This is a genomic window from Acidipropionibacterium jensenii DSM 20535 (genome assembly GCF_000425285.1).
GTDB classification, from domain to species: Bacteria; Actinomycetota; Actinomycetes; order Propionibacteriales; family Propionibacteriaceae; genus Acidipropionibacterium; species Acidipropionibacterium jensenii.
The window spans coordinates 106,296-125,513 of record NZ_AUDD01000009.1; the positions used below are offsets into that span (position 1 = coordinate 106,296).

The window sequence follows — 19,218 nt, forward strand, 5'->3', positions numbered from 1 at the left end:
CACCATGCCCGCCAACCGTCCGTCATCTGCCGATCAGACCTTCGCGGCGCGTCATGTCGGTGTCATCGGCAGGGACCGGGAGCGCGCCCTCGCCGAGCTGGGAGCGGACTCCCTGGACGAGCTCATCGAGCTGGCGGCACCGGCCGACATCCTGACCCCGGTGACGGCGCCCAGCCTGCCGCCGGCGGCGGACGAGGCGAGCGTGCGCGCGGAGCTGGCCCGTCTGGCCGGCCGCAACCGGGTCACCCACGCCCTGATAGGCCAGGGGTTCCACGGCACTCTCACTCCCGCGGTGATCCGCCGCAATGTCTTCGAGAACCCGTCCTGGTACACCGCCTACACCCCGTACCAGCCGGAGATCTCCCAGGGACGACTGGAGGCACTCATCACCTTCCAGCAGATGGTGGAGGACCTCACCGGCCTGCCGGTGGCCAACTCCTCCCTGCTCGACGAGGCGAGTGCCGCCGCCGAGGGGATGTTGCTGGCCCGGCGCGCCTCCCGGGCCAGGACCTCCCGGTTCATCGTCGGGCGGGCCCTGCTTCCCCAGGTGCGTGCCGTGGCCGCCGGGCGGGCGGCCGCTCTAGACCTGGAACTGGTGGAGGCCGATCTCACCGATCCGGCATCCTGGCGGCCCGAGGTCGAGCAGGGGTGCTTCGGCCTGCTGGCCGCCTACCCGGATGCCGAGGGACGGGTCTGGGACCCCAGAGAGGTCTTCGAGGCGGTCCACGAGGCCGGTGGGATCTGCGTGGCCGAGTGCGACATTCTCGCCCTGGCGATGCTCACTCCGCCCGGGGAACTGGGCGCCGATGTGGCCGTCGGGACGACCCAGCGGTTCGGCGTCCCGATCGGCTACGGCGGTCCGCACGCCGGCTACATGGCGGTGCGCAAGGGCCTGGAGCGCCAGATCCCCGGCCGCCTGGTGGGGATGTCCAGGGACGCCGACGGCGTCCCCGCCTACCGGTTGGCCCTGCAGACCCGCGAGCAGCACATCAGGCGCGACCGGGCGACCTCCAATATCTGCACCGCGCAGGTGCTGCTGGCCGTGATGGCGGCGATGTACGCCGTGTGGCACGGGCCGGAGGGGATCCGGCGGATCGCCCAGCAGGTCCACGACCGGACGGTGGCGCTGGCCGAGGCGCTGGGCGCGGCGGGGCTGGATCCGGCCGAGGGGCCGTTCTTCGACACGCTGCGGATCAGGCTTCCCGGGCGGGCCGAGGAGATCTGGCTGCGCGCCCGCCAGGCCGGGTACACGCTGGCCCTGCTGGACGCCGACACCGTGGGACTGAGTCTCGACGAGACCGTCACCGCCGAGGACGTCACCGCCCTGGCCGGGCTGATCGGGGGACGCCACACCGACGCCGGGGCCGGCGCGGACGCCGCCTGGGAGTGGCCGGGCGCCCTCATCCGGACCAGCGACTTCCTCACCCACCCGGTGTTCACCAGCTACCGCTCCGAGACCTCTTTCATGCGCTACCTCAAGCGGCTGGCCGATCGCGACTACGGGCTGGACCGCGGCATGATCCCGCTGGGCTCGTGCACCATGAAGCTCAACGCGGCCGTGGAGATGGAGCCGGTGAGCTGGCCGGAGTTCGCCGACCTGCACCCCTTCGCACCGGCCGACGATGCCGCCGGGACCCTGCAGCTGATCGACGACCTGGAGACCTGGTTGGCCGAACTGACCGGCTACGACACCGTGAGTCTGCAGCCCAATGCCGGCTCCCAGGGGGAGTACGCCGGTCTGCTGGCCATCCGCGGCTACCAGCACTCCCGCGGCGAGGACCAGCGCCGGGTCTGCCTGGTGCCCTCCTCGGCCCACGGCACCAATGCCGCCTCGGCGGCGCTGGCCGGACTGCGGGTGGTGGTGGTAGGCTCCGATGACCAGGGCAACATCGATCTGGCCGATCTGGCCGCCAAGATCGAGGCCAACGCCGACCAGTTGGCGGCGATCATGCTCACCTACCCGTCCACCCACGGCGTCTACGAGGCCAAGGTGCGCCGGGTGTGCCAGATGGTCCACGACGCCGGCGGGCAGGTCTACATCGACGGGGCCAATCTCAACGCCCTGCTCGGGGTGGCCCGACCCGGCGAGATCGGCGGGGACGTCTCCCACCTGAACCTCCACAAGACCTTCGCCATCCCGCACGGGGGCGGCGGACCGGGAGTCGGACCGGTGGCCGTCAAGGCCCACCTGGCACCCTTCCTTCCCGGCCATCCGCAGAGCCCGCGCCACGACCATGTCAACACCCGGGGCGGCAGCCTGGAGCACGGCAGTGCGCCGGTGGCGTCGGCCCCCTACGGCTCGGCCTCGGTGCTGCCCATCTCGTGGGCCTACATCCGGCTGATGGGTGTGGACGGCCTGCGGGAGGCGACCGGCCAGGCCGTCCTCAACGCCAACTACGTGGCCAGGCGGCTGCAGAGCCAGATCCCGGTGCTGTACACCGGGGCCAACGGTCTGGTGGCCCACGAGTGCATCCTCGACCTGCGCCCGCTCACCCACCGGACCGGGATCAGCGTCGACGACGTCGCCAAGAGGCTCATCGACTACGGCTTCCACGCCCCGACGATGTCCTTCCCGGTGGCCGGCACGCTGATGGTCGAGCCCACCGAGTCCGAGGACCTGGCCGAGCTGGACCGGTTCTGCGACGCGATGGGGGCCATCGTCGCCGAGGCCGACAGGGTGGCCGAGGGGGCCTGGCCGGCGGACGACAACCCGCTGGTCAACTCCCCCCATCCGGCATACCGGTTGATGGCCGACGACTGGCAGCACCCCTACTCCAGGAAGGTCGCGGCCTATCCCGGGGTCGCCGCCTCAGCCGGCCGGGACGAGGAGTCCGGTCTCCACATGAACCCGGTGACCCGGATCCAGGCGAAGTACTGGCCCCCGGTGGGCCGCATCGACAACGCCTTCGGCGACCGACACCTGGTCTGCTCCTGCCCTCCCCCCGAGGCCTTCGAGGAGGTCTAGGACGGATCGACCGCCCGGCGGGCCGCCCGCCGGGCGGCGCTGCCGGCGATCAGCGAGTCGACGGTCAGCACGATGAGGGCGATCCACACGATCCCGAAGCCGATCCACCGGGAGGTCGACATCGACTCGCCGAGCACGGCGACGCCGACGATCAGCTGCAGGATCGGGGTGATGAACTGGATCAGCCCGATCAGCGACAGCGGTATCAGCCGGGCCGCCTCGGCGAAGAAGAGCAGCGGCAGGGCGGTCACCACACCCGAGAGCACCAGAAGTCCGGTGTGCACCCCCGCCGGTGCCAGGAAGGTCGAGCCGCCCTGGATCTGGAGGACGACGAGGAAGGCCAGGGCGACGGGGGCCAGGGTGGCGCTCTCGGCTCCCAGGGACTGCCAGGGGTCCAGCGAGACACCGATCCGGTTCTTCGCCAGCCCGTAGAGGCCGAAGCTGAAGGCCAGCACCAGAGCGGTCCACGGCACCGTCCCGGTGGAGACGGTGAGGAAGACCGCGGCCACCAGCCCGATGCCGACCGCCACCCACTGGAGCCGGCGCAGCGTCTCGTGCAGGACCAGCACCCCCAGCCCGATGGTGACCAGGGGGTTGAGGAAGTACCCGAGGGCGGCGTCGGTGGTGTGGCCGGCGCGAACCGCCCAGACATAGGTGCCCCAGTTGCAGGTGATGAGGACCCCGGCCAGGGCGACGCCGGCGGCCAGCCCGCGGTGGTGGAGCAGGTCGCGCAGCCATTCCCAGTCGCGGCGCCAGAGCAGCACCACGGCGCAGGTGGCCATCGTCCACAGGATCCGGTGGGCCAGGATCTCCATCGCGCCGGCCGGGGCGAGTGCCACGAAGTAGAGCGGGAAGGCGCCCCAGAGCCCGTAGGCGATGAGGGCTGCGGTGACGCCGCGCCCCCGGGAGGCCTCCGCCCAGGGGGCCGAGGGGGACGGTTCCGAGGAGATCACCGCGCAAGAGTAGCCCGCCTCCGCGGTATCCGATGACCGGTTCCACAGGCACCGATGCCGCTGCGGATGACACCTCGCCGATAGGCTCTGACGGGTGAGTGATCAGACCGTCGTCTCCGCCCGTGGCCTGCGCAAGGTCTACGGAGACTTCGTGGCGGTCGACGGCATCGACTTCCGGGTCCGCCCCGGCGAGTCCTTCGGCCTGTTGGGACCCAATGGCGCCGGGAAGTCCACCACGATGCGGATGATCGGCGGCACCCTGGGCCGCTCCGGGGGAACGCTCACGGTTCTGGGCCTGGATCCCCAGCAGCGCGGCCCCCAGGTCCGCGCCCACCTCGGCGTGGTCCCGCAGTCCGACAACCTCGACGAGGAGCTCACCGTCGGCGACAACCTGCTGACCTACGGCCGGTACTTCGGCCTGCCCACCTCCTGGCTGCGCCCCAAGGTCGCCGACCTGCTGGCCTTCGCCCAGCTCACCGAGAAGTCCGCGGAGAAGGTCCGCAATCTGTCGGGCGGCATGAAGCGGCGTCTCACCATCGCACGGGGGCTCATCAACGAACCCGGCATCCTGCTGCTCGACGAACCCACCACCGGTCTGGACCCGCAGGCCCGCCACATCCTGTGGGACCGGCTGTTCCGACTCAAGGAGCAGGGGGTCACCCTCATCGTCACCACCCACTTCATGGACGAGGCCGAGCAGCTGTGCGACCGGCTCATCGTCGTGGACCACGGCCGGATCATGGCCGAGGGCTCCCCCGCCGACCTCATCGGCCGGTACTGCTCCCGGGAGGTCCTGGAGCTCCGGTTCGGGTCGGCCCGCAACGGTGAGGCGGTGGCCGCACTGGAGGATGTCGGGGAGCGCCGCGAGGTGCTGCCCGACCGGATCCTGGTCTACGCCGAGTCCGGGGACACCGCGATGGCCGCGGTGACCGCCCGCGGGCTCGAACCGATCACCTCGCTGGTGCGTCGCACCAGCCTGGAGGACGTCTTCCTCACCCTCACCGGCCGCTCCCTCATCGACTGACGCCATGACCACCCGCATCCACGACGCCGGCTCCGAGATCGCCCAGCGCGGGACGCCGCTGCGCCCCGACCAGATGGCCGCCCGGATGTCGAGGCGCGGCATCTGGCAGGTGGCTCGCTGGCAGCTGCTGGCGATGCGGTCCTGGACGTGGTCCCTGATCATCGAGTCGATCGGTCAGCCGCTGCTCTACATGGTGGCGATGGGGGTTGGTCTGGGCACCCTCATCAGCGCCAACGGACGCACCGTCGACGGCGTCTCCTACCTGGTCTTCGTCGCGCCGGCGATCATGGTGCTGACCGCCACGATGAGCGCCGCCACCGAGTTCTCCTACCCGGTGATGCGGGGATTCCGCTGGGACCGGCTCTACCAGGGTCCGGCCGCCACCCCGGTGACCCCCGCCCAGATCGCCCTGGGTCACCATCTGGCGGTGATGGTCCGGTTCCTCGGCCAGGCGGTGGTGTTCTGGCTCATCATGATCGCCTTCGGCGCAGCACCCGGGCCGTGGTCCTGGCTGTGCGTGCCCATCACGATGCTGTCCGCATCGGCCTTCGGCGCTCTCCTGCAGGGCTATGCGGCGGGTCTGGACAGCGAGGGGGAGGAGTTCAACTTCGTGCTGCGGTTCGTCGTGATGCCCCTGGTGCTGTTCTCGGGGACCTACTTCCCGCTCTCCTCGATGCCGGGCTATCTGCAGTGGATCGGCTGGATCTCCCCCATCTGGCACGGCACCGAGCTGGCCCGCGAGGTCAGCTACGGAGCCGGCGAGCCGGGATGGCTGATCGTCGTCCACCTCGCGGTGCTCGCCGGGCTCAGCGCGGCCGGGATGGTCTGGGCCTGCCGCAACTACACCCGAAAGCTCACGCAGTGACTCGCCCGGCGAACAGCCAGACCCAGGAGATCATCAGGAGGCTGGAGAGACGCCGCCCGGCGCCCGGCCTCTACTCGGGAAACACCACCGCGGTGCTGGAACGGGGGCTGCGCGCCATCAGGTCCCAGAACTGGGCGGTGCTCGTCTCCGGGTTCTTCGAACCGGTGCTCTACCTGCTGGCGATGGGAGTCGGGATGGGAGGGCTGGTCGGCACCGTCGAGGGTCCCGGCGGCCATCCGATCTCCTACGCCGCCTACATCGCCCCGGCCCTGCTGGCCACCTCGGCGATGAACGGGGCGATCTACGACTCCACCTGGAACGTCTTCTTCAAGCTCAACTTCTCCAAGCTCTACCAGGCGATGCTGCAGACCTCCCTGGGACCCCTGGACGTCGCCATCGGCGAGATCCTGCTCGCCCTGCTGCGCGGACTCCTCTACGCCCTGGGATTCATGGCGGTGCTGGTGACGATGGGCCTGGTGACCAGCTGGTGCGCGGTGCTGATGATTCCCGCCGCCCTGCTCGTCGCGCTGGGATTCGCATCATTCGGGATGGGGATCACCAGTTTCATGAAGACCTTCCAGCAGATGGACATGATCAACCTCGTGATGCTGCCGATGTTCCTGTTCTCGGCCACCCTGTACCCGATCAGCGTCTACCCGCAGCCCGTCCAGTGGATCGTGCAGGCGATGCCGCTGTGGCACGGCGTGGAGTTGATGAGACAGTTGTCGGTGGGACACCTCACCGCGGCGACCGGGGCCCACGCCCTCTACTTCCTGGTGATGTCGGGACTGGGGCTGTGGCTGACCGCCGGCCGGCTGCGAGCACTGTTCCTGCGATGAGACGTCAGCCGGAAGGCCCCGGCCGGCTGCGTCGAGCCGGCCGGTTCTCGAGGGATCAGGGCCCTGGCGCAGCAGATTCGTGACTCACGGAACGGAGCAGAGATGGCAGCACCCGGCGTACCGCCGCTGGTCGTGGTGATGGGGGTCTCGGGCTCGGGGAAGTCCGCCCTGGGGACTCGACTGGCGGCCCGCCTGGACCTGGCCTTCGTCGACGGGGACGATCTGCATCCGGCCCGCAACATCGCCAAGATGGCCGCCGGCCATCCCCTGGACGACGCCGACCGGGAGCCCTGGTTGCAGATAATCGGCCGGTGGCTCGAGGACCACCGCGACCGCGGCGGGGTGGTGGCCTGCTCGGCCCTCAGGAGGAGCTATCGCGACCTCATCCGAGAGCACTGCCCCGAGGTGGTCTTCCTGCACCTGGCCGGGAACCGCGACCTCATCGTCGAGCGGGTCGCCGCACGGTCCCACCACTTCATGCCGGCCAGTCTCGTCGACTCCCAGTTCGCCACTCTCGAACCGTTGGGCCCCGATGAGGCCGGGACCACTCTGGACATCGCCCGGACGATCCCGGATCTGGTCGTCGAGGCGGCACACTGGCTGGCCGGTCGCGGCCCCTCGGCCGCGACCGGCGGCTGAGCTGCGCTCAGACCTCGACGCTGCTGCGGACGCTGCCGGCCCTGGCGGCATCGCTGTGACGCACCGAGATCTTGCGCGGCTTGGCGGCCTCGGCGACCGGAATGGTCAGGCGCAGTACGCCGTCGGAGTAGTCGGCCCCGATCTGGTCGGTGGCCAGTCCGTTGCCCAGGGTGAGCTGGCGGGCGAAGGTGCCCACCGCGCGCTCGCGGGTCAGCCACTGGGACTGCTCTCCGGCGTGGGAGCTGCGCTCGGCGCGAATGGTGAGGGTCTGGCCGTCGATGTCGATGTCGATGCTCGCCGGGTCCACCCCGGGCAGATCGAGCTCGGCGACGTAGGAGTCGCCGTCGCGGTACAGGTCCATCGGCATGGCGACCGAGGCGGGAGTCCGTGAGACTCCCGAGAACAGGCGATCCATCTCACTGAGCGAGTCAAACGTACGTGCCATCGGTGATCATCCTCCGAGTTGTGCGGTCTGTGGTCTGGGGACGATGCCCGTCCCCGGCTCCTTGAGCCTTGCAGACTTAACTTTAGACACCGATACCCCAGAACCCAAACAGAGTTGAGTCTGCTTCGCTCAATTCTGTGTCGGCCCGAGGAGAAATGGCACGACCTCGGCGAGGAACTCCTCCTGCCGGGTGATGTGCCCCCGGTGACCGCCGTCGATCTCGACCAGACGGACGTCGGGCAGTTCGGCGGCGACCAGCGCGAACCGGGTCTGGTCGAGATAGGAGTCGTTGCCCCCGGCGATCATCAGGACGGGCATCGTGATCCTGCCCAGATCCCGCCACCACTGCGGCCTCGGCCGGCCCAACTGGTCGAGGACGCGGGAGACCATCACCGGATCGAAGCGCCGGTACCCCGACAGGGCGCCGACCTTGATGAGAGCCCCCGACCAGCGGTGGTAGACGGGTCCGGAGTCGGCACGCGATCGTGCCGGGACCGGGAGCTCCTCGAGGACCAGGCGGCTCACCCGCTGCGGGAACCTCTCGGCGATCATGCTCGCCACGTGGGCGCCCAGGGAGTGCCCCACCAGCTGGAACCGTTGGAGGCCGAGGCGATTGATCTGCGCCATCACGTCGGCCACGAAGGCCTCAAGGCAGTACCCGTCCGCCCTGCGCCGTTCCCCCACCGGACCGTGTCCGAGCAGGGTGAGGCAGTGCGGGTCGGTGCCGAGCGGCTTGGCCGCCAGCACCAGGCCGCCCCAGGTGGTGCGCGAACTGGTGATGCCGTGCAGACAGACGATCGGATCAGTGGTCACCTGCGAGACATATCACGACCCGCACGAGCCCGGGCAACTCGGCGCAGGCGTCAGGACAGCAGGTCGAGGATGCGACGTCGCAGCCGGCGGAACTCGGGGTCGTCCAGGGTGCGCGGTCGGGGAAGGTCGATCGGGACATCCTCCAGGACGCGCGCCGGTCTGGCGGAGAAGACGACAATCCGGTCGGACAGCAGCAGCGCCTCCTCGACGTCATGGGTGACCATCAGGGCGGTGAACCCCTGTCTGCGCCAGAGCCGATCGATCTCGACCTGCAGGGTGGACCGGGTGAGGGCGTCGAGCTTGCCGAGCGGTTCGTCGAGCAGCAGGATCTCCGGACGTGTCACCAGGGCGCGGGCCAGTGAGGCCCGTTGAGCCATTCCCCCCGACAGTTCGGCCGGCAGGGTCTGGCGGAATTCCTCCAGACCGACCATCTCGATCATCGCGTCGACCCGGTCCCGCCAGACCGGATCATCCCTGTGCCCCTGGACGCGGGGCCCCAGCCCGATGTTCTGCTCCACGGTGAGCCATGGCAGCAGGGTCGGGTCCTGGAAGACCAGACCTCGCGAGGGGTCGGGTCCGGTGACCCGGCGGCCGTCGACGTAGATCCTGCCGGTGAGGGGCTTGTCGAGCCCGGCCGCCAGCCTCAGCAGGGTGGACTTGCCGGACCCGGAGGGTCCCACCAGGCTCACGAAACTTCCCGGGCGGGCGGACAGACTGACATGGTCGAGCACCGGGAGGGGCTCCCCGTGACTGAGGAAGGCCTGGCTGATGTCGAGCAGGTCGATGGCTCCGCGGGTCGTCGCGGGGCGGCCCGTCCCGGTAGCTGTGTCTTTGGCTGTGTCTGTACCGGTAGCTGTGTCCGAGTCGGTCACCATCTCGTGAGATCCTTCTGCCATGCCAGGACGCGGTTCCTGATGGCCAGTTCGACAGTGAGCAGGGTGCCGCAGAAGATCACCATCACCGCGATCGCCGCATACATCGCGGGATAGGCGCTCCACCCCTTCTTCCAGTTGATGTACCAGCCGAGCCCCGCATTGACCCCCAGGGTCTCCGCGATGGTGAGCGCCACGAAGGCGGTGGGCAGGGCCATGAAGATGCCGGTGAAGATGTTCGGCAGGGCCGCCGGCAGGGAGACCTTGAGCACCAGGAACCGCGGCGAGGCGCCGAGAGTCTGGCAGACGTCGAAGTACTCCTTGGGGACCGATCGGATGCCGGCATTGGTGAGCACCGTCATCGGGAACCAGACGGTCAGTGCGACCAGGAAGACCGCCGCCCAGAAGGTGTTGGGGAAGGCGATGAAGACGATCGGGATCCAGGCCAGGGTGGGCACCGGACCGATGTACTTGACGATCGGGCTGAGCCAGTACCCGACCCGTCGCGACCATCCCATCCACATCCCGGTGGCCAGACCCGTCGCCCCGCCGATCAGCAGACCGAGGGCGAGCAGACCGGCGGAGTGGGCCACCGAGGATCCCAGCAGCACCCGGTCCGACCAGGCCTCGGTGATGAGCTGGCCGGGCGGGGGGAAGTAGGGAGGCCGTCCCCATCCGGCCTTGGCGGTGGCCAGGTCCCACGCCAGCACCACCACCGCGACCGCGATCCACCAGCTGGACCAGTGGGCGAGCCATCGCGAGGCGGCCAGCCGACGCGGGCCCGCCGGGCGGCGGGCGATCAACCAGACCACGGCCAGGGCCACGGTGGTGCCGGCGGTGAGCACCGTCACGACCGTCTGACCGTGCACCACGAAGGAGTCCGAGTCGGGCACCAGGGCGATCACCAGGGTCGTCACCAACCACGCGAGGAGCACGGCGGCCACCATCCGCGGGCTCGCCGTCCGCTCCTTGTGACGTCGCGTCAGCCCGGTGAGAATCCGCGGATCGGCGGCCAGCGCCTCGTCCCGCTCGCGGGTGGTGCCGGCGGTCGAGAGGGTCGGCGACCCGTCGACTGCGGCAGTGCGGGTCGCCCCGGAGGCAGCAGTGGAGACTGCAGTGGACATCGCGCTCACCACCCGATCCCGAGTGTCGCGAATGCCTTGTCGGCCAGCATCTGCGGGTTCGCACCGGCGTCCAGGTAACCGGTCTTCTGGAACTTCCCGATGCCCGGCAGCAGGGCCGCCTTCAGCTTCGCCACCGAGGGCTCCCAGACGTATCCCGACAGCAGCTTCTGGATGGTCCCGACGTCGCCCGCGACGTACTTCTTGTCGACCTCGATGTGAGCCACCTCGGCCTCATGGCCGGCGACATAGCGCGACCCGCGGCACCAGGCCTCGATGAGCTTGCGGGCCAGCGGCTCCTCCTTGCGCACCAGGTCGCCGTTGAGAGCGGTGCAGCAGCAGTAGGCCTGCTTGTTCATACCGCTCATGTTGCTGGCCAGCTCCATCCCGTAGTCGCCCAGGATGGGTCGGTAGGCGATCGGGTCCGAGGTCGCGATGGCGTCCACCTGACCGCGCCGCAGCGCATCGGCCAGGGTCGAGGGGTCGAGGACCTTCCAGTGCACCTGCCTGGCCTCCGGCAGCGGATTGATGCCGGCGTCCAGCAGGTCCATCGAGAAGAACATGGTGGCGCTGGAGGACAGGCTCGGGATGCCGATGGTGCCGCCCTTGAGGTCGGCCACCGTCCCCTTGAAGCCCTTGGGCACCACGAGCCTGAGGCAGCCCGCGTGCAAGCCGGCCACGAACTTGACGTTCTGGCCCTCCTCGACCGGCTTCAGCCAGGAGTAGAAGATCCCCGAGGAGGCGTCGAACTGACCGGAGCCGACGGCCGCCTTGATGTCCTCGTCGCCGACCGTGCGGTGCAGGGTGACATCCAGCCCGGCCTCCTTGAAGAAGCCCTTCTCCTTGGCGACGATCGAGGGTGCGTCACAGACGTCTCCGCCGTAGATGATCGACAGCGGGCGATTGCGCACCTCGGCGGCAGCAGGGGCGGAACCCCGCTGTCCGGAGCGCCCGATGAGAGCGCCGACCCCACCGCCGAGCGCCAGTCCGCCCAGGGCGGCGGCCGCCACACCGGTGACGAAGGTGCGGCGGCTGATGCCGCGGTGCTGGTCCTCGGAGGCCTCGTCGACCAGAACGGCGCCGGAGGGCAGCACGATCCGCTCGGCGGAGGACTCCCCGGGGACCGTGCCGGGACGGCTCGCACCGGGATGGTCGGATTCGGAGTGGGGACCGGTGGGGCGCGGTCCATTCGATTCATTGTGTGACATGACAACTTCTTCTGCAGAAGGGGTCCGTCGCCGGGTGGAGACAACGCGGTGTCTCACTGGGGCGCAGGGGACCCGAGGGAGTGACTCGGTGGGTTCGGGAGAGATCCGGATTGACGACTCGTCTGCAGCCGATCACGGTCGGCCGAGGCTCAGGTCAGCAGGGACAGGAGCACATACAGATCGCACAGGCCCGTTGTGGGCGACGTGCTGAATCCATCTGCTCGGCCATGCCTCGGCATTCCTCTCACCAACAACCCCCACGTCCACGGGGTGGAATCACCGTAGGCCGAGCTCCTCCCCATCCCAACTCCGTCTCACTTGTCAATACCCCATCTCTCCTCTTGAGACGCCGAAGCACCGTGGCAGCCCTTCGGAGGCTGCACGACGCCCTGCCGGGACGGCAGAATGGACGGGTGCCACCCGCCGATCAGCCCTTCCGCGTCACCGTTCACGGCGACAACCTCGTCGCTCTGGCGGCGGCACTGCGGCTGTCGCGACTGGGCCACCGGGTGAGTCTGGTCTGCGCCGACCCTCGATGGCGCCGGGACTCGACCCGTCCGCTGGCCGCCACCCTCCCGCCGGTGCTGGAACTCCCCTCCGCATGGAAGGACCTGTTCGCCAAGTCCGGACGCAGCATGGACGCCGAACTGTCCGGGCGGGGGCTGCGACTGGTCCAGGCCCCGTCGCCGGTGCACCTGCTCGACGCCGATGAGCTCACCCTGCCCACCGAGCGCGCCGACCAGCTGTCGGCAGTGCGCCGGCGCTTCGGGCCCGACGTCGCCGACTGCTGGCGGGCCGTCCTGGACCGGGCCGACGAGATCTGGCAGGCGAGGCGCCGCCTGGGGGTGGAGCGCGCGGTGACCTCGACACCGCGAGTCGGCTCCCTGCCCGAGACGATCAGGACCACCCCGGCACTGACCGGCCTGACCAGGGACCTGCCTGACCTGCTGGCGGCCTGCCTGGACAGCCTCGGCCCCCTGGAGGGAGGCACCCGGCCCGGGGCCGGGGGCGTCCTGCTGGCCGCCGACCTGGCCGTCCCACGGGTGTTCGGCCGGTGGCACCTGGTCGGGCCGCAGGGCCCCACCGATCTCCAGCCCCTGCTGGACCTTCTCGACGCCAGGCTCGACCGGCGCGGCATCGCGGTCCTCGCGGGGACCCGACCGGCGTCCGGGGCGCCGGTGAACGCTGCGGCAGGCACCGGCAGCGAAGGCCCCGCTGACGCGGTGGTCGAGGCCACAGCCCCGCCGGTCCGTCGACGCCCGATCCGCCGACAGCAGACCTTCTGGGCCCCGGTCCGCACCCTCACCACCACCCTCGCACCCGATCCCCGCGACGCCGATGAGGGCATCCGGGAGCAGATCGAGCACACCCCCGACGGCCCGGTGGTGCGATGGCGATGGCGCAACGGCGACCGGCTGGTCACCGTCACCGACGACCACACCCGGCCGGTGCCCGATCCCGCCCGGGGACCGGCCCTGTCGGACACCGGGGGCTGGCGGCGGCGTCCGGTGCTCGGCTGGACCCGGCACGACGGCGTCGCCACCCTGGCGGCCAGCCCCGCCTCCCACGGCGGGCCCGAACCCTGGGCGCAGCTGCTCACCGGGGCGCTGGCGGCCTACCAGGTGCACCTGCACCTGACCGGGGAGGACGTCTCCCCCACCAACCGGGCGGTCGGGGCGGACGGGCGAGCCCACCGCCGGATGCCGTCGGCCTGAGGCGAGATCGTGCTCCGAACCGATCGGGAGCGCGTAAACTCTCCCGTCAGCCCGCGTGCAGACGCGGGTTGGACGCCCACCCCAGGGAGAATTCGTTGACCTCTGATTCCTCCGCCGCCACGACCGTGGACACGGTCGCCCAGGAGATCGCCGCCGAGCAGGCGCACGTCGACCGGGTCTATGCACAGCTCAAGTCGGACACCGCCGCCGCGAAGAGACTGGCCGACGCCAGCCGGCAGATCTATCACTCCGACCGGACCACCTGGGTCCGGGAGGAGGACGCCACCGCGATGTTCGAGCGCGACGCCTTCGCCTTCAACGCGGCGCGCCGACTGGCGGTCCTGGACTCCGAGCACGAGGGTCTGGTCTTCGGCCGTCTGGACCTGGCCGGGGACCAGGAGGTGCGCCACATCGGTCGGATCGGGGTCCGAGACGCCGACTACGAGCCGCTGGTCATCGACTGGCGGGCGCCGGCCGCCGAGCCCTTCTACCGGGCCACCGCCAGCTCCCCGATGGGGGCCACCCGGCGGCGGGTGCTGCGCTGCCGCGACGACAAGGTGATCGGCATCGAGGACGACCTGCTGGACGCCGCCAACCCCGACGACCTCCCGGTGATCGGCGAGGGGGCCCTGATGGCCGCCCTCAGTCGCGCCCGAGACACCCGGATGCACTCCATCGTGGCCACCATCCAGGCCGAGCAGGACAAGGCGATCCGCGCCCCCTACCAGGGAGTCACCACGATCGCCGGCGGACCGGGAACCGGCAAGACCGTCGTCGCCCTGCACCGGGCCGCCTTCCTGCTGTACACCCACCGGACCCGACTGGAGAACGGCGGCGTGCTGGTCGTCGGGCCCAGCGAGGTGTTCATGAACTACATCGAACGGGTGCTGCCCAGCCTCGGCGAGGACTCGGTCACCCTGCGCTCGGTCGGCGATCTGGCCACCGATGTCCTCAAGCACGGCTCCGACCGGCTCGACGAGTCCCACGCGGCCACCCTCAAGGGCAGCCTCAAGATGGTGCACCTGCTCGAGCAGCTGGTCGCACTGCCGCTCACCGCCGACCCCTCGGCGCTGAGCCTGCGCGTCACTGTCAAGGGGGAGGTGCTCACCCTCGCCGCGAAGACCCTGGCCCGCACCCGCACCCGCATCCTGGCGCGCAACAGGTACAACCGGAGTCTCACCCCGGTCACCCAGTCCCTGCTGGACCAGCTGTGGTCGCGGATGCCCCAGGAGGCCATCGCCTCCTACGATCTGACCCGTGAGGACTTCGACGAGATGGTCACCTCCCAAGCCTCCTTCCGGATGTTCCTCAACGCCTGGTGGCCGCCGATGAGCCCCGCAGACGAGCTGGCCCGGCTGGCCTCCCCCGAGGTGATGGACCGGGTCGCCGCCGACCTGACCGAGACCGACCGGGCGGTGCTCTCCGCCTCGATCCCCGACGCCGACGAGCACGGCCGCCGGGACTGGTCGGTGGCCGACGTCGCCCTTCTCGACGAGCTGGCCGCGGTGCTGGGGCCGACCCCGGCCGCCCCGGACGCCGACCGGCCCGTCTTCATCGAGGAGGGGGAGAACGTCCAGGAGCTGGTGACCATGGCCGACACCCTCAGCGACTCCCGCACCCCGGAGTCCGACGAGGAACCTCAGGACACCTTCGCCCATGTCCTGGTCGACGAGGCCCAGGACATCACCCCGATGCAGTGGCGGATGCTGCGCCGGCGCGGCCCCCAGGCGTCCTGGACGATCGTCGGGGACCCGGCCCAGTCGGCCTACCCCTATCCGGCCGAGACCGACGCCGCGGTGGCCGAGCTCACCGGCCATGCGCCGCGGCGGACCTTCCGGCTGACGAAGAACTACCGCTCCCCCGCCGAGGTCTTCGACCTGGCGGCCGATGTCATCTCCACCGTCCACCCGGACGCCGATCTGCCCGAGGCGGTGCGCTCCACCGGCATCCAGCCGGAGCTGGCGCGCACCGACCGGGCGCATCTGGCCGAGGAGATCACCGCCAGGGTGTCACACCTGGTTGACCAGGTGAGAGGCACCATCGGGGTGATCTGCCCGCCCTCCCTCATCGGGGTGGCCCGGGATCTGGTGACCGAGGGTTCGCCGCTGGCAGCCTGGACGGACCGGGTGATCCCGGTCACCACGATGCAGGCCAAGGGGCTGGAGTACGACGCCGCCGTGGTGGTCGATCCCGACGACATCGTCGCCGAGGCTCCCGGCGGGGTACGGGTGCTCTACGTGGCACTGACCCGCCCGACCCAGCGGCTGGTGGTGCTGGGGATCAGCGATCCCACAGCTGCGGCCGGCGATCACGCACCATGGAGTGCAGCTCTGTGGTCGCACGCGACCGATTGAGGGTGTAGTAGTGCAGGCCGGGCGCTCCCTCGTCGAGCAGCCGGCAGCACAGCTGGGCGGCGGCCTCCAGGCCGATCTCGCGCACCGCGGCCCGGTCATCGGCCACCCGGGTCAGTCGTGCCACCAGGTCGGCGGGCACATCGGTGCCCGACAGGTCGCCGAACCGGCGGATCTGTCCGTATGAGGTGATCGGCATGATCCCCGGGATGATCGGGATGTCGCATCCCAGGGCTCGGACCCTGGCCACCAGCCGGGTGTAGTGCTCGGGGATGAAGAACAGCTGGGTGATCGCGAAGGAGGCCCCGGCCCGGGCCTTGTCGGCCAGGATGCGGGCGTCCAGGTCCAGATCGCCGGAGGCCGGGTGGCCGTCGGGGAAGGCCCCGACGCCGACGCAGGCCTGCGGGTTGACCCGCTTGACCAGCCTCACCAGTTCGGTGGCATTGGCCAGCCCGTCGGGCCGGGCCAGCCAGGGCTCGGTGGCCCCACCGGGCATGTCGCCGCGGATGGCCAGGATGTGGTCGACCCCGGCGTCCCGGTAGTCGCAGACGGCCTGCTCCAGCTCGGCGACGCTCTGCGAGACGCAGGTGAGGTGACCCACGGTGCGCAGCCCGGAGGCGACCATGTGCCGGGTGCAGCGCAGCGTGCGGTCCCGGTTGGAGCCGTTGGCGCCGTAGGTCACCGAGATGAAGTCGGGCTCGAGGGGAACCAGCGAATCGGTGGCCTGCCACAGCCGGTAGACGTCCTCCTCGCTGCGCGGCGGCATGAACTCGAAGGACCGCAGGGGCCGTCCGGGTCGTGCCAGCAGGTCGGCGATGGTCGCCGTGGAGGTTTTCGAGGGCTGCATGGCCATTCACCCTAGAGCAGGACCAGCACCGGAGCCGATCCTGAGACGGCCGGGAGGCCGACTCAGCCGGCCAGACCCGCCAGCAGGCTGGCCGAGGGGGCGAAGAAGACGCACCCGGTCTTCGCCTCGGAGAAGTCCAGGATCCGGTCGTGGAGTCCCGGCGGATCACCGATGAACATCCGCTCCAGCATCTTCTCGGTCACCCACAGGTGCCGGGCGTAGCCGATGAAGTAGGTTCCGAACTCGCCCTGGCCGGGGCTGCCGAAGGGCATGTTGTCGCGCAGGATGTCGTGCTCGCCGGCGTCGTCGGTGATGGTGTTGAGGGTCTTGTGCGACTTCTGTCCCTCGACGGCGTCGTCCAGCTCCAGATCGTCGGCCTTGCGCCGGCCGATGATGGACTCCTGCTGCTCGGTGCTGAGCTTCGCCCAGCTGCTCATCTGGTGCAGGTACTTCTGCACCAGGACGTAGGAGCCGCCGACGAACTGCGGGTCCTCGTCACCGACCAGGGTGCTGGCGGGAAGGTTGGGGCCGACCGGGTTGGCCGTCCCGTCGACGAACCCGAGCAGGTCCCGGGCGTCGAAGTAGCGGAACCCCGAGGTCTCGTCGATGGTCGTCACGGCGTCCCCCAGGCCCTCCAGCAGCAGGCGCTCCAGCTCGAAGCACATGTCCTGACGGTTGGAACGGATATGGAAGAGCAGGTCGCCGGGGGTCGAGACGGCGGTGTGCGCGGCGCCCCGGACCTCCTTGAAAGGATGTAGCTCGGCCGGGGTGCTCAGTCCGGTCAGTTCCGGCCAGACCCGGGCGCCGATCCCCACCGTGCACGACAGCTGGGCGGGCAGATCGCGGAACCCGATGGTCTTGACCAGTCCCTCGAGGCCGGCCACCACGTCACGGACGGTGTCCATCGCGCCGGGACGGTCGACCACCCCCACCACCAGGAAGATCGCCGAACGGGTCAGCGGTGCATCGACCTGCTGAGGGGCGATCGGAACCCTGCCGGCGAAACTCTGATCCGATGAGGTGGACGCTGTCACAATGACTCCCCTATCACGTTGGGACTCCGCCAGCACGGTGATCTCCTCCGCCGGTGGCCGGCGGTGCTGGCCCGCCTGAGTCTATCGGCAGGATGTGGGCGCGGGGGCCGGAGCCCTAGGCTGGCGCCATGTGCGCCTACTTCGACCCCGCCGCCCCGGCCGGCGATGACTTCCGCCGCGCGGTCCAGAACGCTGTGTCGGGCTTCCTGGACTCCCAGAAGCCGGTGCTGGGGGTCATCGGAGCCGAACTGGAGCCGGTACTGGCGGCCGCTCGCGACTACACCTCGGGGGGCAAGCGACTCCGTCCGGCCTTCTGCTACTGGGCCCGGGTGGCCGCGGCCGGACAGCCGGTGGACGCCGCCCCGCTGATCCGGGCGGCGGCCAGCCTGGAACTGCTGCACGTCTCCGCTCTGATGCACGACGACGTGATGGACCACTCCGACACCCGCCGTGGGCTCCCGGCGGCCCATCGCCGGTTCGAGGCCGCCCATCTCGAGATGAGCGGCTCCGGTTCGGCCCAGGACTACGGCACCGACATGGCGATCCTGCTCGGCGACCTGCTGCTGGTGTGGAGCGCGGAGATGTTCTCGGGGTCCGGCGTGGACCCGCTGCGACTCTCGGCTGCCACCCCTCTGCTGGAGGCGGTGCGCACCGAGGTGACCTGCGGCCAGGTGCTCGACGTCGCCGCCGAGGCGAGGCTGGCCGGCGGGACCTCGGAGTCCGCCCTGGACCTGGTCAACCGGGTGGTGGAGTTCAAGTCGGCCCGCTACACCGTCGTGCGGCCCGCCCAGATCGGAGTGAGTCTGGGCGGGGGCACCGACTCCCTGCACCAGGCGATGCTGGACTTCGGGTCCCCGCTGGGCAGGGCCTTCCAGTTCCGCGACGACCTGCTGGGAGTCTTCGGGGACGCCGGGCTCACCGGCAAGCCGGCCGGTGGAGACCTGCGCGAGGGCAAGCGCACCGTCCTGGTGGCCCACGCCCTGGCGGCCTCCACCCCTGCCGACGCCGCCCGGTTGGAATCCCTGCTGGGCCGCCCCGACCTGGACGACGCCGATGTCGCCGACGCCCGGCGGATCATCGAGCGCAGCGGGGCCCGGGCCGAGGTCGAGAAGGACATCGAGAACGGCTACCAGCGGGCCGTCGCGGTCCTCGACCACGCCGAGATGACCCACGACGGGGCCCGCGCCCTGCGCGAGCTGGCCCGCCAGTCGGTGCGCCGCGACTCCTGAGGCTGTGGGGCCGGTGTGAGTGGTGGGGCCGGTGTGAGTGGTGGGGCCGGTGTGAGTGGTGGGGCCGGTGTGAGTGGTGGGGCCGGTGTGAGTGGTGGGGCCGGTTGAGATCTGCCATCCGGAGGGCCGGCAACCGCACAGTCCGCGGACCGGCTCTGTGGTGGCAGAACTCGTCGACGACCTATGCTCTGTCTGGCCGAGGCCGAGGGTCGCCCGTGGGGTGGCGACGGGCCCCGGAGGAAACGAGGAGAACGCTCATGAGATCCGCGATGGCCCTCGCCGCCAGTCTCGCCGGTCT

Annotated in this window: 16 protein-coding genes; 8 read left to right on the forward strand and 8 right to left on the reverse strand. The window is 70.3% G+C overall.

Going from position 1 to position 19,218, the window contains the following annotated elements; translation table 11 throughout:
* Positions 1-4: 4 nt before the first annotated feature.
* Positions 5-2,965, forward strand: a complete 2,961-nt coding sequence (gene gcvP, locus H590_RS0107820) for an aminomethyl-transferring glycine dehydrogenase (RefSeq protein WP_028703124.1) — start codon at positions 5-7, stop codon at positions 2,963-2,965.
* On the opposite strand, the gene rarD is transcribed toward gcvP, so the two are convergent.
* Positions 2,962-3,918, reverse strand: a complete 957-nt coding sequence (gene rarD, locus H590_RS15570; RefSeq protein ID WP_232020978.1) for an EamA family transporter RarD — start codon at positions 3,916-3,918, stop codon at positions 2,962-2,964. The two genes, gcvP and rarD, sit on opposite strands and share 4 nt — an antisense overlap.
* A gap of 94 nt (positions 3,919-4,012) precedes the next feature.
* Between rarD and H590_RS0107830 the strand changes: the two genes are divergently transcribed.
* The 4 genes from H590_RS0107830 (at position 4,013) to H590_RS0107845 (ending at position 7,285) form a co-directional block, all read left to right on the forward strand.
* Positions 4,013-4,942 (forward strand): ABC transporter ATP-binding protein, encoded by a 930-nt coding sequence (locus H590_RS0107830; protein ID WP_028703125.1) that lies wholly within the window; start codon positions 4,013-4,015, stop codon positions 4,940-4,942.
* A 4-nt stretch (positions 4,943-4,946) separates the two neighbouring features.
* Positions 4,947-5,807 carry an ABC transporter permease gene (locus H590_RS0107835; protein WP_028703126.1) on the forward strand — a complete coding sequence of 287 codons (861 nt, stop codon included), beginning with the start codon at positions 4,947-4,949 and terminating at the stop codon, positions 5,805-5,807.
* On the forward strand, positions 5,804-6,646 hold the full coding sequence (locus H590_RS0107840; RefSeq protein ID WP_197720492.1) for an ABC transporter permease: 843 nt from the start codon (positions 5,804-5,806) through the stop codon (positions 6,644-6,646). The genes H590_RS0107835 and H590_RS0107840 overlap by 4 nt, the downstream gene beginning before the upstream one ends.
* Before the next feature lie 102 nt (positions 6,647-6,748).
* Positions 6,749-7,285, forward strand: a complete 537-nt coding sequence (locus tag H590_RS0107845; RefSeq protein WP_028703128.1) for a gluconokinase — start codon at positions 6,749-6,751, stop codon at positions 7,283-7,285.
* Positions 7,286-7,292: 7 nt separating this feature from the next.
* On the opposite strand, the gene H590_RS15575 is transcribed toward H590_RS0107845, so the two are convergent.
* The 5 genes from H590_RS15575 to H590_RS15580 all read right to left on the reverse strand — a co-directional run bounded on the left by H590_RS15575 (position 7,293) and on the right by H590_RS15580 (position 11,744).
* Positions 7,293-7,730, reverse strand: coding sequence for an Hsp20/alpha crystallin family protein (locus H590_RS15575; protein WP_036981563.1), 438 nt, complete (start codon positions 7,728-7,730; stop codon positions 7,293-7,295).
* A 129-nt stretch (positions 7,731-7,859) separates the two neighbouring features.
* Entirely contained in the window at positions 7,860-8,543 is a 684-nt protein-coding gene (locus tag H590_RS0107855; protein ID WP_028703129.1) for an alpha/beta fold hydrolase, read from the reverse strand.
* A gap of 50 nt (positions 8,544-8,593) precedes the next feature.
* Positions 8,594-9,418, reverse strand: coding sequence for an ABC transporter ATP-binding protein (locus H590_RS0107860; protein WP_028703130.1), 825 nt, complete (start codon positions 9,416-9,418; stop codon positions 8,594-8,596).
* Entirely contained in the window at positions 9,412-10,539 is a 1,128-nt protein-coding gene (locus H590_RS0107865; RefSeq protein WP_028703131.1) for an ABC transporter permease, read from the reverse strand. The genes H590_RS0107860 and H590_RS0107865 overlap by 7 nt, the downstream gene beginning before the upstream one ends.
* A gap of 5 nt (positions 10,540-10,544) precedes the next feature.
* Positions 10,545-11,744, reverse strand: coding sequence for an ABC transporter substrate-binding protein (locus H590_RS15580; RefSeq protein WP_051238300.1), 1,200 nt, complete (start codon positions 11,742-11,744; stop codon positions 10,545-10,547).
* 413 nt (positions 11,745-12,157) lie between these two features.
* Between H590_RS15580 and H590_RS0107875 the strand changes: the two genes are divergently transcribed.
* Complete coding sequence (locus H590_RS0107875) at positions 12,158-13,459, forward strand: hypothetical protein (RefSeq protein ID WP_028703132.1); 1,302 nt, start codon at positions 12,158-12,160, stop codon at positions 13,457-13,459.
* 95 nt (positions 13,460-13,554) lie between these two features.
* Complete coding sequence (locus H590_RS15585) at positions 13,555-15,813, forward strand: HelD family protein (RefSeq protein WP_051238302.1); 2,259 nt, start codon at positions 13,555-13,557, stop codon at positions 15,811-15,813.
* Here H590_RS15585 and H590_RS0107885 read toward each other — a convergent pair.
* Both H590_RS0107885 and H590_RS0107890 read right to left on the reverse strand, forming a co-directional pair.
* The gene (locus H590_RS0107885; RefSeq protein WP_028703133.1) at positions 15,740-16,663 is read right to left on the reverse strand and encodes a methylenetetrahydrofolate reductase; all 924 of its coding nucleotides are present in this window, start codon (positions 16,661-16,663) and stop codon (positions 15,740-15,742) included. The genes H590_RS15585 and H590_RS0107885 overlap by 74 nt on opposite strands.
* A gap of 56 nt (positions 16,664-16,719) precedes the next feature.
* Positions 16,720-17,691: a Dyp-type peroxidase gene (locus H590_RS0107890; protein ID WP_036981565.1), complete on the reverse strand. Its 972-nt coding sequence runs from the start codon at positions 17,689-17,691 to the stop codon at positions 16,720-16,722.
* Between the two features lie 128 nt (positions 17,692-17,819).
* Between H590_RS0107890 and H590_RS0107895 the strand changes: the two genes are divergently transcribed.
* Positions 17,820-18,920, forward strand: a complete 1,101-nt coding sequence (locus tag H590_RS0107895; RefSeq protein ID WP_028703135.1) for a polyprenyl synthetase family protein — start codon at positions 17,820-17,822, stop codon at positions 18,918-18,920.
* The last annotated feature ends 298 nt before the right edge of the window (positions 18,921-19,218 follow it).

Bases quoted from the DNA above. Each gene is read 5' to 3' on its own strand.
- gcvP (WP_028703124.1), top strand. From the start codon at position 5: ATGCCCGCCAACCGTCCGTCATCTGCCGATCAGACCTTCGCGGCGCGT.
- H590_RS0107865 (WP_028703131.1), bottom strand. From the start codon at position 10,539: ATGTCCACTGCAGTCTCCACTGCTGCCTCCGGGGCGACCCGCACTGCC.
- H590_RS0107835 (WP_028703126.1), top strand. From the start codon at position 4,947: ATGACCACCCGCATCCACGACGCCGGCTCCGAGATCGCCCAGCGCGGG.
- H590_RS0107895 (WP_028703135.1), top strand. From the start codon at position 17,820: ATGTGCGCCTACTTCGACCCCGCCGCCCCGGCCGGCGATGACTTCCGC.
- H590_RS15575 (WP_036981563.1), bottom strand. From the start codon at position 7,730: ATGGCACGTACGTTTGACTCGCTCAGTGAGATGGATCGCCTGTTCTCG.
- H590_RS0107845 (WP_028703128.1), top strand. From the start codon at position 6,749: ATGGCAGCACCCGGCGTACCGCCGCTGGTCGTGGTGATGGGGGTCTCG.
- H590_RS0107860 (WP_028703130.1), bottom strand. From the start codon at position 9,418: ATGGTGACCGACTCGGACACAGCTACCGGTACAGACACAGCCAAAGAC.
- H590_RS15580 (WP_051238300.1), bottom strand. From the start codon at position 11,744: ATGTCACACAATGAATCGAATGGACCGCGCCCCACCGGTCCCCACTCC.
- H590_RS0107885 (WP_028703133.1), bottom strand. From the start codon at position 16,663: ATGGCCATGCAGCCCTCGAAAACCTCCACGGCGACCATCGCCGACCTG.